Origin of the sequence: Agrobacterium larrymoorei (assembly GCF_005145045.1) — a bacterium.
Classification (GTDB): Bacteria; Pseudomonadota; Alphaproteobacteria; order Rhizobiales; family Rhizobiaceae; genus Agrobacterium; species Agrobacterium larrymoorei.
This window is the reverse complement of the sequence record NZ_CP039692.1, coordinates 1,168,674-1,181,267: the sequence shown is the minus strand read 5'-3', so window position 1 is coordinate 1,181,267 and position 12,594 is coordinate 1,168,674. Positions and strand designations below refer to the sequence as shown.

Below are 12,594 nucleotides of genomic sequence, written 5' to 3'. Positions count from 1 at the left end.
TGATTTTCTGATGAAACAAAGGGGAGGAAGGAAGGCCCTCTTCAGAAGCAATCGATCAAAGCTGGTAAAGACGCCGCCTATTCGAGCGAGCGTTTCAGGCGTAGAAGTCTGAAGAAGCCGAAAGGCGGGATTGCTTCGTTTTCAACCAGCTTGAAACCGTTGCCGTGCTTGCCGATCCAGGCCTCGATCTTGTCCAGCCGATAGGCGGTGCTGAGGCCGACACGTTCGGCAATGGGCGAGACGGCATCTTCGACAAAACCGGAAATACCGCCGCCCTTGCTGATTTTGCTGACGATGACGATGACGATCTGTCCGCCCGGACGCAGAACGCGGACGCATTCGGACAAAAGCTGCTCCGTATCCGGGACGAGCGTGATGACGAATGGAAGCGTCACCACATCGAAGGAGCCATCTTCGAACTGAAGATGACACGCATCCATCACCTTCAATTCGCGAACATGAGGAAGGTCGCCGCGGGCCATCTTGGCCTTCGCCTTACCCAGCATCTCCTCGGAAATATCGATGCCGGTGACGACGCTTTCGCGCGGATAGTGAGGGAGGACGAGACCGGTTCCGACGCCTATTTCCAGAATATCGCGACCGCCCTGCCCTGCTCTATGCGCCAGTTCACGCTGCGCCCGGTCCAGAAAACCCTTGTAGATATTGTCGTAAACGGGCGCCCATATCTTGTAGGCTTTCTTCTGCTGCGTGCGTTTTTCGACATTCATATGCAAAGGCGGTTCCTCCGGTTTTCAGATATCAGCGCGATACAAACCCGTTGAATCGGCTCGTTTTAGGGTCAGGGTTCTTTTCCTGATGTGGAAAAACAGTTCCACCAATCCCCTATTCGACCTCCTCAAGTTCGTCATTCAGTTCGGCAAAATCAACCGCCTACGTCAACTCATGGAGCGATAGGTGCCAACCAGCAAAATCGTGAGATAGATGAGAAAGGCCCCAAGGGCATAGGCCGCGATGATCATGACGAGGCCACGACCCGCTTTTCCCTTCTGAATATTCTTGGGTTTGTCATCTGCCGACGGGGCGATGAAGGGTTCGTTTTCCGGCTTCTTGGACAAGACAGGCTCCTTTTCAGTCGGCTTCCTAACCGCAGGTGGTGGCGTCGGTTCCAGTGGAGCCGCAAGCAGGGAACACAGGCGGCGGTGGCTGGTTAGATCGCATCACCAATGGAGGTTTCCATGAGCCAGAAAAGCGATCTCGACAAAATCCACCGCGATGCCCAGCCGCAATTTGCACCGGGAAAGAAGACATCGGACAATAATGGCGTCGCCAGCGCCAAGCCCACCGTCATCACCAAGTCGGATGATGCCACGGTCAACAAGCTGCCGCCCGGAACAAAGAAGCCCGAAAAAGACTGGGACATCAATTACGACGAGCGGGACACGAATGAAGGCGATTTTCGCGGCTAAGGTGAGCGGTTTACCGCTCACCCCCACCAAAATCATTCTCCCGAGGTTCCGCCGCCTGTGGCTGCGTGCCGGCCTTCGCCATCATCCTCTTTTGTTGGCGAAGGGGCCCAAGGGCAATATGGCCACCTGGTTCCGGCCAGATGCCGTTTCATTTACTCTAAAGCATTGACCTACCGCTCGTTCAACATCCCGCCATTCATGGAACTAATCGTCTTGGGCAAGGTTGGCCTCGCACATGGACCAACTCCGGGAGGATAACCGTGACACTCAAAGCAATCTGTCTGAACAGCACTCTGAAAGCGAGCAAGGCGGAGGATCCATCTTCCACGGCGGCTCTGCTTCAGTTGATCACTGCGGAACTCGCTGAATATGATGTCACGAGCGAGACAGTCCATCTTGCAGATTTCAACATCAAACCTGGCGTTTCCTCCGACGAGGGTGAGGGTGACGATTGGCCTTCGATCCGAGAAAAGGTCGTTGCAGCCGATATTCTGGTCATCGGCACGCCGATCTGGCTTGGGCAACCATCCAGCGTGTGCAAACGCGCACTGGAGCGCATGGACGCATTCTTGGGTGAAACGGATGATGGAGGCCGAATGCCATCCTACGGCAAGGTGGCCGCTGTTGCCGTAGTGGGCAATGAAGATGGCGCGCATCACTGTTCCGCCGAGCTTTTTCAGGCGCTGAACGATGTCGGCTTTACCATTCCGGCCAATGCCGTGGCCTATTGGGTGGGCGAAGCCATGGGTTCCAAGAACTTCGTCGAGCTTGAGGAAACACCACAGGCCGTGAAGAGCGCGATCACTATGCTGGCCGTCAATACGGTTCATCTCGCCAAGCTTCTGAAGGCAAATTCCTACCCCGCCAATTCCTGATCTCCCACCCGACGAGATGAAAATGAAACGGTCCGAAAACGATACCAAGCTGACAGTCAAACCTTACAATGCGCCCGCCGGAGGATGGGGCTCTGCGAAATCCGTGACGGAGTATCTGGTTCGCGAGAATGCCGCGACCCGTGCTCCGAAAGTTCTGATGACCCAGAACAAGCATGGCGGTGCCATGTGCGTCAGCTGCGCCTGGGCTAAACCCGCCAAGCCTCACCCCTTCGAGTTCTGCGAGAATGGCGCCAAGGCGACCGTTTGGGAGACGACATCCCGCACAGCGGACCCGAAATTCTTTTCCCATCACACATTGACTGAACTGGAGAGCTGGAGCGACCACGATCTGGAAGCCGTTGGCCGCCTGACACATCCGATGCGCTGGGATGCGGCGCTGGATCAATATGTGCCGGTGACATGGCAAGAGGCCTTCGATGAGATTGGCCGCGAATTGCGCGCGCTCGATCCGAAACAGGTCGAGATGTATGTTTCCGGCAGGGCTTCGCTCGAAACATCCTATATGTGGCAGCTTTTCGCCCGCATCTATGGCACGAACAATCTGCCGGACAGTTCGAACATGTGCCACGAAAGCTCATCCGTCGGCCTGCCGGAAAGCATAGGCGCTTCTGTCGGAACCGCTGTCCTGTCGGATTTTCAGAACTGCGACTGTATCTTCTACATCGGCCAGAACGTTGCCACCTCCTCCCCCCGGCTTCTGCACGAATTGCAGGACGCGGTGAAGCGCGGCGTCAAGATCGTGACCTTCAACCCGCTTCGGGAACGGGGCCTCGAGGAATTCGTCAACCCGCAATCTCCAACCGAGATGCTGACGCCCGGCTCCACCCATATCTCGTCGCGCTACTACCAGCTTCGCAATGGCGGTGACATTGCGGCGATTTTCGGGATCGCCAAAGCGCTGATCGAGGCGGATGATGTTCTGCATGGTCTCGCCCCAAGCCCGATCAACCAGGGCGATACGAAGCCGGAAGATCCTGACAATGCCTCGGCCGTTGCTTTCGCGTCATCTATCGCGGCAGCGGAAAACAAGCATGTTCTCGACCATACTTTCATTGAAGACCATACGCAGGGCTTCGAAGAATTTGCCGCTGCGGCCCGTGCGCATTCTTGGGAAGATATCGAGCGATATTCCGGTCTCAAGCGCGCCGACCTCGAGGAAGCGGCCAAAATCTATGCCGAGTCCGACGCTGTTCTGATCTGTTATGGTATGGGCATCACCCAGCATGTCATGGGCGTCGAAAACGTGCATATGATTGCCAATCTGGCGCTTTTGCGCGGCAATATCGGCAAGCCCGGTGCCAATATCTGTGCTGTTCGTGGACATTCCAACGTGCAGGGGCAGAGGACGGTCGGCATCTCCGAAAAGCCCGACCTCGTTCCGCTCGACAAGCTTGGCGAACTTTATCATTTCACGCCGCCGCGCGAGATGGGGCATTCGACGGTGGAAACCTGTCAGGCCATTTTGAGCGGCGAGTCAAAGGCATTCCTCAGTCTTGGGGGCAACTTTCTGCGCGCCATTCCCGATACCGATACGATGGAGCCTGCCTGGAGAAAGATGCGCCTTTCGGTGCAGATCGCGACCAAGCTCAACCGAAGCCATGTCCTGCATGGTGAGATCGCCTATCTTCTGCCCTGTCTTGGGCGTCTGGAAGTGGACCGACAGCAGGGTGGCGAGCAGCATGTGACGATGGAATCGTCTCTTGCGCATTTCCATGCATCGAAGGGTCAGGTCGCGCCAATCAGTGATATGCTGCTGTCTGAACCGGCCATTGTTGCGGGGCTTGCCAAGGCGACGCTGACCACGGGCAAGGTACCTTGGGACGCATGGGTGGCGGATTACTCCATGGTCCGCAACGCCATCGAACTCACTTACCCCGAGACCTTCCGGGGCTTCAACACGCGTGCCTTCCAGCCCGGCGGCATGAGCAGGCCGCTGCCCGCGCGCGAGCGCAAATGGGTCACTTCGTCCGGCAAGGCGAACTTCCTGACGCCTGCAAAGCTGTTTCCAGTGGATGAGCAGCCGTCGTCCTCCAAGCCGCTTTACCTGATGAGCCTGCGCTCCAATGACCAGTACAACACCACGATTTACGGCTATGCCGACCGCTTTCGTGGCGTTCACGGTTCGAGAAAGATCATCTTCATGAATCCCAACGACATCGCCAAACTCGGCCTTCGGGATGGGATGGCAGTCGACATCGTGACCGCCATAGACGAGGCCTCGCGCCGCGCTGTGCATGGCTTCATCATCATTGCCTATAATATTCCCGAAGGCAGTTGCGGGGCCTATTATCCGGAAACCAATCCGCTCTTTCCGCTGGATCACCACGATCCGAAATCCAAGACACCGGCCTATAAGTTCCTGCCTGTCTCGGTCACCGCATCGGCGATTTGAGTGGACGAGGCCGTTTCCCCAACAGGAAACGGCCTAACCTTTGATGCCGCTCGCTGCGATGCTGGAGATGAACAGCCGTTGCAGGCAGAGATAGAAGATCAGCACGGGAATGGTGATGATGGTGAGGTAAGCCATCACCTCGCCCCAAGGTGTGTTCAGCTGGAAGAAATATTGCAGCCCCACCATGACCGGGCGATAGGTTTCCGACTGCGTGACAAGGAGTGGCCAGAGATATTGCTGGCTGTACATGACGAGGAATTTCAGGATGGCTGCGGTTGCGATGACCGGGCCGCTGAGCGGCATGACGACCTGCGCGTAAATCCTGAACCAGCCGGCGCCATCGATCCGCGCCGCCTCCAGCAATTCCTTGGGAAGATCCTTGAAATACTGGACGAACAGGAAAATCGTCAACCCATCGGCAATCCATGGAATGATCTGCACCCGCCACGAGTTGAGCCAGCCCCATGTGAAACCGTTCAGGCCGAGCCACGGAAGGTTGTTCACCTCCAGAAGCAGCGGCACCGCAATGGTTTCGAATGGAATGATCAGGGTGGCGAGAATGACGGAAAACAGCACGTCCCTGCCGCGCCAGTTTAGAAACGTAAATGCAAAGGCAGCCAGCGATCCGAGGATCAGTGCCAGAAACACCGTAACCGATGTGACGAGCACCGAATTGAAGATGAAGGTGGCGATTGGCGCGCGCGCGAAAGCTGCCGCGTAATTATCCAGTGACAGATCGCCGACTGGCAGGAAAGCCCGCATGGATGTCGCGTCGCGCAGCAGTTGGTCATTGGGTTTGAGCGAGGAAAATCCCATGAAGAGCAGCGGCAGAATGAAGACCGCCGCAAAGGCGATCATCACCGCATAATTGAGCACGAGGAAAAGCGGCGATTTATGACGACCGGCCTGCATCATGCCTTCCCCCGTGTGATGTATCGCTGCACCAGTGAGATGGAGAGGACCATGAGGAACAGGATGACCGAGATAGCGGAACCCGCCGCAATATCCTGCTGCCTGTACCCTCGCTCCACCGCCTGATAGACCACGCTCTGTGTTGCATCGCGCGGACCTCCCTTGGTCATCACGTCGATCTGGGCAAACAAAGCAAAGGCTTGCATCGTGATGACTATGATGATGAGGACCGCCGTGTTGCGCAAAAGCGGCCAGGTAATCATGCTGAATTTCTGCCAGCGGTTGGCACCTTCAATATCCGCAGCCTCGTAGAGACTTGGAGAAATGGTTTGCAGGCCGGAAAGCCAGATCACCATATGAAAGCCGACGCCCTGCCAGACGGACATGACGAGAATGGCCCAAAGCGCCGTATCGGTTCGGCCCAGCCAGTCCACCGGCTGGAACAATCCGAAACTCATATAGCTGAGGAGACTGTTCAGAAGCCCGTTATCTGCCGCATAGATGAAGCGCCAGAGCAGGGCCACCACCACCACCGACAGCACCACCGGCATGAAATAGATGGCGCGGAAAATGGTGACGCCGGGTATCTTCTGGTTGACGAGCAGCGCCAGAAACAGCGCAAGCGCCGCCTGAACCGGGGCAACGACGATGACGAATGACATCGTGTTGACCAGCGACGTCAGGAACACCACGTCGCGTGCGAGAATGACGATCCGGTTCTCGCCCCAACCGAAATTCTTATATTCGCGCATGCCATCGAGATGCGGATAATCGGCATTGTTGCGGGTGAAATTGCGAATGCGCGGATAGGAAATTTCCCCATCGTCATCCCGCTTGATGCTGCCATCGTCTTCACGCTCCGGTTCAAGTGTCAGCACACCCACGCCCAGAAGGCGGGTGTAGTTCTCCGTGCCCACGAATTCCGTCGGGTTGGGCGAGGTCAGCCGCTGGTTGGTGAAGGAAAAGCCGAGACCGAGCAGGAACGGCGTGATCAGGAACAGGCCGATGAGGAGGATTGCCGGTGCGGCCATCAGCCAACCCGCCGCGCTGTTGCGGGTCAGCTTTTCCTGTTGCGTGAAGAGAGACATAGGCTACTCCCCCTACTTGGGCTTGTAACCGCCGTTGCGCTCTATGTTGTTGTCGATTTCGTCCGTCGCATTATCCAGCGTGTCCGCCACATCCGCGCCATTGGCGATATCCGAAATCGCTTTGGCGAAGACCGGCGAGATGAAGGCATAGGCCGGTGTGACCGGGCGAAGCGTTGCCTGCCGTTTAGAAAGTTCGAAGAACACTTCCAGCGGACCACCCTTCTTGTAATTCTTCGTCATCTGCGCAGCGGAAGAGGTTGCGGGGACCAGCCCGATGGCGTCGGAGAACTGCGCCAGATATTTGTCCTGAATGGCGAATTCGATGAAGGCGGATGCGCCATCAGGATGCTGACTGGTAGCTGAAACGCCGAATTGCCACGATCCGGCATCGATCTTCGGGCCCTTGCCGAAATCCGGTGCTGGCAGGAAGAGAAGATCGTCTCCGTATTTCTCCAACGCCTTTACCGCAACCCAGTTGCCCATCCATTGCAAGGCGTGGCGGCCCTCAAGGAAGCCAGTTTCATGATCGGCAGGGGATTGGGAGGTGCCGGGGGCGAGCTTCTTTTCGAAGAGTGACTGCCACCATTCACCGAATTTGACGGCATCATCGCCGTTTAGCGCATCTTCTGCCGTCTGGTAGCCATCCTTGTTGATCAGGCTGCCACCAAAGCTTTCAAGGAAGGGGCTGAAGGCATAGCTGTACCATTCCGTCTTGTCGGCCATGCCGAGGTCGATGGCATATTCGAACTTGCCGCTCGCCTGCAGCTTTTCGAGTGCCGCGTTGAACTCATCGCCGGTCCAGGGCTTATCGAGCGTGGGAATGGGGATACCATTCTCGTCCAGCACAGACTTGCGGGCAAAGACCGCAACCGCGGCATCCCACAATCCCACGGAATAGAGCTTATCGTTCCACTTTCCGACAGCGCCGGGCAGGAAGTTCGCGATCTTTGCTTCATCGATCTTCAAAGGCTGGAGGTAACCGGACCACACCCAGTTGGGCATGTTCGGCCCATCCACATCGAGAATATCCGGGAGCTTGTTGGAAAGTGCGGCAGCGGTAACGGATTCATTATAGGCGCTTTGAGGAAATTCCTGGAGCGTGACGCGCCACTGTGATTGAGACGCGTTGAAATCGTCGATCACCCCGGTCAGGATTTTGCGTTCCTCAACATTGCCAGCGCCATGATACCACATGGTAAGCGCGGTTTGAGCCGATGCGAATGTGGAAAACAATACCGATGCGGCAGCGGTTGCGCCGAACGAAATAGCTTTCTTTTTCATAAACAGTCCTCCTCCTGAGAGGAGGTAACTTCAACATCTACAGATTGTTCCCGAAAAAAGTTCCTCCTCAGGGATGCGAAATTTTCGAAAGTCGGTCCGAAGCCGGACAGAAACCTCTGGAAACAGCGGGACCGCTGCCCATGCGGAACTTTCGCTCCGATGCCGAATTTAAGCAGAATGGCACATAGCGCGAAAAGCAGACATGTTCAGGATCATCAACCCGATGCACGCGACCGGCTGATCGTCGCGCTCTACGCGCAGCTGAAAGCAGAGCGGGAAACGCGCGAGGCCATGGAGTGGGTCGCGCGCCACGGCGGGCTTTCGCCGGATGTTCTGGAAGCCATGGCATCCGACCCCGTTCCGGTGTTTTCGCAGGAAGACGTCGTTGCGGTGGAGCGCATCATAGACCGCGAGCAAACCAAATCAGGAAACTCAAGAGGAAGCTGAGTAATGGCACCGAGAGCCGTGTGGAGAGGTAGCATCAAATTCGCTGATTTTCAGTGTGATGTAGGACTCTACACTGCGATCTCATCCTCCGAGAAAATCTCCTTCAACATCATCAACCGCAAAACGGGCAACCGGGTGGAGCGGCAATATCTGGACAGCGAAACCGGCGACAAGGTGGAGCGGGATGATCAGGTCAAAGGCTACGAGCTCGATAATGGCGACCACCTGATCGTTGAAGGGGATGAGCTGGCGGAACTGATGCCGGACGGCAACAAGGTCATCCGCATCAAGAATTTCATCGAATGCGACGAGGTGGACAAACTCTATTTCGACAAGCCCTACTACCTTTCCCCTTCGACCGACGAGGATCGCGAAGCACTCTCCCTGCTGGCACAGACGTTGCGCGAGAAAAAAGTGGCGGCACTTGCGGAAGCAATTCTCTTCCGCCGCAACCGCATGGTTCTGATCCGGCCCGATGGTGACACGATCATCGCCACCACCTTGAACTATGATTACGAGGTCCGCTCGCAGGCCGCTGCCTTCAAGACCATTCCAGATATCGAATTCGATGATGAGATGCTGGATCTTGCAGGACACATCATCAAGAAGCGCGCAGGCAAATTCGATCCCGCCAGTTACAGCGACCGCTATAACGACGCGCTCATCGAACTGGTAGAGGCGAAGATTGCGGGCAAGACGATCAAGAAACGCGCGCCGGAAAAACGCGACAATGTAATCGATCTGCGAGAGGCGCTGCGTGAAAGCGCTGGCGTGTCCGAAAAAAAGACCGGCAAATCCAGCTCGTCCGGCAATGCCAAGCGCAAGAAGGCGAGCTGATAGATGGGTCTGCAAGCCTACAACCAGAAGCGCCGTTTCGACAAAACCCCGGAGCCGAAAGGTGAGGCGGCGGGCAGTTCCGGCAACAGTTTCGTGGTACAGAAGCATGATGCGCGAAGGCTTCATTATGATTTCCGCCTTGAGATGGACGGCGTTCTGAAAAGCTGGGCGGTGACGAAGGGACCGAGCCTGGACCCGAACGAAAAGCGCCTCGCAGTCCATGTCGAAGACCATCCGCTGAGCTATGCGGATTTCGAGGGCATCATTCCCAAGGGCCAATATGGCGGCGGCACCGTGATCGTCTGGGATCGCGGTACATGGTCTCCCATCGGCGATGTGAAAAAGGCCTATCGGAAGGGCCATCTGGAATTCGAGCTTGACGGCGAAAAGCTGAAGGGCCGCTGGCATCTGGTGCGGATGAAGGGCAAGGCGGAGGAGAAGCGCGAGAACTGGCTTCTGATCAAGGCGCATGACGATGAAGCCAGCGATACGAGCGACATCATCGAGGAGGCCGCCAATTCGGTAAAGACCGGCAGAAGCCTGGAGGATGTGGCGAAGAACCCTCAGGATACATGGAATTCGAAGGAGACATCGGCCAAGAGCAAACCTCCGGTCAAAGCCGAAAAGCAGGTGCATGATTTTCCGAAAGGAAGCCGCAAGGCCTCCATGCCGTCTTTCATCAAACCTGCTCTTGCCACCCTGAAAAACAACGCCCCCGAAGGGACCCGCTGGCTGCACGAAATCAAGTTCGATGGCTATCGCATTCAGGCGAGGATCGAGAAAGGCGAGGTCGTGTTGCTGACCCGCAGCGGCCTCGATTGGACGGAGAAATTCGGCGATGCAATCCGCGAGGCCTTCACCCGGCTACCTGTCGAGACGGCGATCATCGACGGCGAACTGGTTGTCGAGAAAGAGAATGGCGTTTCCGATTTCTCCGCTCTTCAGGCTGATTTGAGCAACGGGAAAAGCGATCGCTTTCGCTACTACGCCTTCGATCTGATCTATCTGGATGGCCGCGATTTGCAGAGTGCCGAGCTGCTGGAGCGCAAGGCGCTGCTGGAAAAGCTGCTTCCGTCCGATGATCCCGTTCTTTACTATAGCGCTCATTTTCAGGAAGAGGGCGACCGCGTGCTTCAGCATGCCTGCACGCTTGGGCTGGAAGGCGTCATCTCCAAGGTGGCGAATTCGAAATATGTTTCCGGGCGCAAGGGCCAGTGGATCAAATCCAAGTGCAGCAGCGGCCAGGAATTCGTCATTGGCGGTTACACCCTCTCCTCGGCATCGGATCAGGCAATCGGCTCGCTTGCGCTTGGTGTTTATGAAGGTGGCAAGCTGCGCCATGTCGGTCGCGTCGGCACCGGCTTTACCGCAGAGACTTCCGAGCAGATTTTCGACAGGCTGAAGCCGCTCAGCCAAGAGGAAAGTCCGTTCTCAAAAAAGCTGACAGCGCTCGCGCGGAGGGGTCTGCACTACGTCAAACCGGAACTGGTGGCGCAGGTGGAGTTTCGCGGTTGGTCAGGCGACGGCAACCTCCGCCACGCCTCTTTTCAGGGGTTGCGCGAGGACAAGGCCCCGGAGGAAATCCGAAAAGAGGTTGAGAACGTGACCGAAACGGAAAAGCCGCAAACGAGCGTGAAATTTACGCATCCTGAAAGGCTCTACTGGCCCGAAGAAAAGATCACCAAGGCGGATCTTGCGGAATACTATGCCGAGGTCTGGGAACACATCGAGCCCTACATCACCAACCGCGCGCTTTCATTGCTGCGCTGCCCGGAGGGCATCGACGGGCAGACGTTTTTTCAGAAGCACCCGTGGCGGGGCATGAACAAGGCCATCGGCGCGATAAAGGACCCGAAGGACAGGCACGGCGAACCTCTGGTGGTGATCAAGGATTTCGATGGCATGATGGCATTGGTGCAGTCTGCCGTGCTGGAAATACACCCATGGGGCTCCACCACCAAATCCTGGGAAAAGCCGGATATGATCACCATGGATCTCGATCCCGCTGACGATGTGCCGTGGCCTGCGGTGGTGGAGGCGGCATTCGATCTCAAGTCCCGCCTCGAAGCGTTGGGACTTGCAGCATTCGTCAAGACGTCCGGCGGCAAAGGCCTGCACGTCGTCACACCTCTCGAACCGAAGGCCAGCTGGGCGAAGGTGAAGGGGTTTGCCAAAAAGCTGGCAACCGACATGGCGAAGGCAGAGCCGGATAAATATCTGGCCGTCGCCACGAAAGCCAAACGGAATGGCCGCATTTTCGTGGATTATTTGCGCAACGGTCGCGGAAGCACGGCGGTCGCGCCCTATTCCACCCGCGCCCGGGCTGGCGCCGCAGTCTCGATGCCACTGGAATGGTCGGAGCTTTCCGATATTGCCGGGCCTGCCGAGTTCACTATCAAGAACACGCCAAACCGCTTGAAAGCGCTAAAGACAGACCCCTGGGCCAAATTCTTCGCCTCGGCCAAGCCGCTGCCGGGTTAGGCTTTAAGGCTCTTTTTCAACGCATCCATGATATTGATGACGTTGCCGCCCTGTTTGGCGGCGGCTGGTTTCTTCGCCTTGGACTTCGGCAGCTCCTTGGCCTTTGTTTTCAAGAGCTTCTGGACCTTTTTCTGCACGGTGTCCTGCACCAGCGAAGGCTTCCAGCCTGTCAGCTGCTTCTCGATCTGCCGGTCCAGCGCCTCATGCAGTTCCTTGTCTGCCTTGGTCTTACTGTCGACCGTATCGACCGCCTCGCGCACCTCTTCGCCGTAATGCAGCGTCCAGAGAATGATGCCCTTGCCGGAAGGCTCCAGCAGCACGGCATGTTCGCGCCGGTACAGAACGAGCCTTGCTATGCCAACCACCTTGTTCGCCTTCATTGCCTCACGAATGACGCTGAAAGCCTCGGCACCGATCTTGTCCTCAGGCTTGAGGAAATGCGGGCGGTCGTACCAGATCCAGTCGATGGAGCCTGCCGGAACGAAGGTCTGAATGTCGATTGTTCTGGTGCTTTCCAGCGCCACGGCGTCGATCTCGTCTTCCTCAAGCAGAACGTAATCACCGTCTTCCTTGGGAAAGCCCTTGACTTGGTTCTTGTCCGCTACGGGCCGGTGCGTGACACTGTCCACATAACGGCTTTCCACGCGATTTCCCGTTTCGCGATTGATGACGTGGAAACGGATTTTGCCGCTTTGCGAAATCGCAGGCGTCAGCGACACCTTGGCCGTGACCAGCGACAATCTCAGATGACCTTTCCAGAACGTCTGCCTCGGCATGGGAACTCCTTGACGCGAACAACCAGAGCGCGGCTTTGCAGCAGCCTCTTCTAATCG

The 12,594-nt window shown here is 56.8% G+C and carries 12 protein-coding genes; 6 read left to right on the top strand and 6 right to left on the bottom strand.

The features are described 5' to 3' along the window. Positions 1-77: 77 nt before the first annotated feature. Positions 78-728 (bottom strand): class I SAM-dependent methyltransferase, encoded by a 651-nt coding sequence (locus CFBP5473_RS19725; protein WP_027676359.1) that lies wholly within the window; start codon positions 726-728, stop codon positions 78-80. A 168-nt stretch (positions 729-896) separates the two neighbouring features. Continuing rightward, positions 897-1,076, bottom strand: coding sequence for a hypothetical protein (locus tag CFBP5473_RS19720; RefSeq protein WP_027676358.1), 180 nt, complete (start codon positions 1,074-1,076; stop codon positions 897-899). Between the two features lie 120 nt (positions 1,077-1,196). On the opposite strand from CFBP5473_RS19720, the gene CFBP5473_RS19715 reads away from it, so the two are divergent. The 3 genes from CFBP5473_RS19715 to CFBP5473_RS19705 all read left to right on the top strand — a co-directional run bounded on the left by CFBP5473_RS19715 (position 1,197) and on the right by CFBP5473_RS19705 (position 4,715). Then, on the top strand, positions 1,197-1,427 hold the full coding sequence (locus CFBP5473_RS19715; protein WP_027676357.1) for a hypothetical protein: 231 nt from the start codon (positions 1,197-1,199) through the stop codon (positions 1,425-1,427). Between the two features lie 260 nt (positions 1,428-1,687). Next, positions 1,688-2,302, top strand: a complete 615-nt coding sequence (locus tag CFBP5473_RS19710) for a flavodoxin family protein (RefSeq protein ID WP_027676356.1) — start codon at positions 1,688-1,690, stop codon at positions 2,300-2,302. A gap of 22 nt (positions 2,303-2,324) precedes the next feature. Further along, positions 2,325-4,715, top strand: a complete 2,391-nt coding sequence (locus CFBP5473_RS19705) for an FdhF/YdeP family oxidoreductase (protein WP_051441345.1) — start codon at positions 2,325-2,327, stop codon at positions 4,713-4,715. A 33-nt stretch (positions 4,716-4,748) separates the two neighbouring features. Here the strand turns inward: CFBP5473_RS19705 and CFBP5473_RS19700 are convergent, their stop codons facing one another. Genes CFBP5473_RS19700 through CFBP5473_RS19690 form a run of 3 tightly spaced genes read right to left on the bottom strand, consistent with a single transcriptional unit; the run spans position 4,749 to position 7,996 of the window. Continuing rightward, positions 4,749-5,630, bottom strand: coding sequence for a carbohydrate ABC transporter permease (locus CFBP5473_RS19700; protein WP_027676354.1), 882 nt, complete (start codon positions 5,628-5,630; stop codon positions 4,749-4,751). Beyond that, complete coding sequence (locus CFBP5473_RS19695; protein ID WP_027676353.1) at positions 5,627-6,715, bottom strand: carbohydrate ABC transporter permease; 1,089 nt, start codon at positions 6,713-6,715, stop codon at positions 5,627-5,629. The genes CFBP5473_RS19700 and CFBP5473_RS19695 overlap by 4 nt, the downstream gene beginning before the upstream one ends. Before the next feature lie 12 nt (positions 6,716-6,727). Next, positions 6,728-7,996, bottom strand: a complete 1,269-nt coding sequence (locus CFBP5473_RS19690; RefSeq protein ID WP_027676352.1) for a sugar ABC transporter substrate-binding protein — start codon at positions 7,994-7,996, stop codon at positions 6,728-6,730. A 177-nt stretch (positions 7,997-8,173) separates the two neighbouring features. Between CFBP5473_RS19690 and CFBP5473_RS19685 the strand changes: the two genes are divergently transcribed. The 3 genes from CFBP5473_RS19685 to ligD are packed head-to-tail and all read left to right on the top strand — an operon-like array spanning position 8,174 to position 11,761. After that, a complete protein-coding gene (locus tag CFBP5473_RS19685; RefSeq protein WP_027676351.1) occupies positions 8,174-8,443 on the top strand; it encodes a hypothetical protein in 270 nt (89 codons plus the stop codon). Between the two features lie 3 nt (positions 8,444-8,446). Further along, positions 8,447-9,280, top strand: coding sequence for a non-homologous end joining protein Ku (ku, locus tag CFBP5473_RS19680; RefSeq protein ID WP_027676350.1), 834 nt, complete (start codon positions 8,447-8,449; stop codon positions 9,278-9,280). A 3-nt stretch (positions 9,281-9,283) separates the two neighbouring features. Next, on the top strand, positions 9,284-11,761 hold the full coding sequence (ligD, locus tag CFBP5473_RS19675; protein ID WP_027676349.1) for a DNA ligase D: 2,478 nt from the start codon (positions 9,284-9,286) through the stop codon (positions 11,759-11,761). Here the strand turns inward: ligD and ku (CFBP5473_RS19670) are convergent. After that, positions 11,758-12,537, bottom strand: coding sequence for a non-homologous end joining protein Ku (gene ku / locus CFBP5473_RS19670; RefSeq protein ID WP_027676348.1), 780 nt, complete (start codon positions 12,535-12,537; stop codon positions 11,758-11,760). The two genes, ligD and ku (CFBP5473_RS19670), sit on opposite strands and share 4 nt — an antisense overlap. Positions 12,538-12,594: the final 57 nt, after the last annotated feature.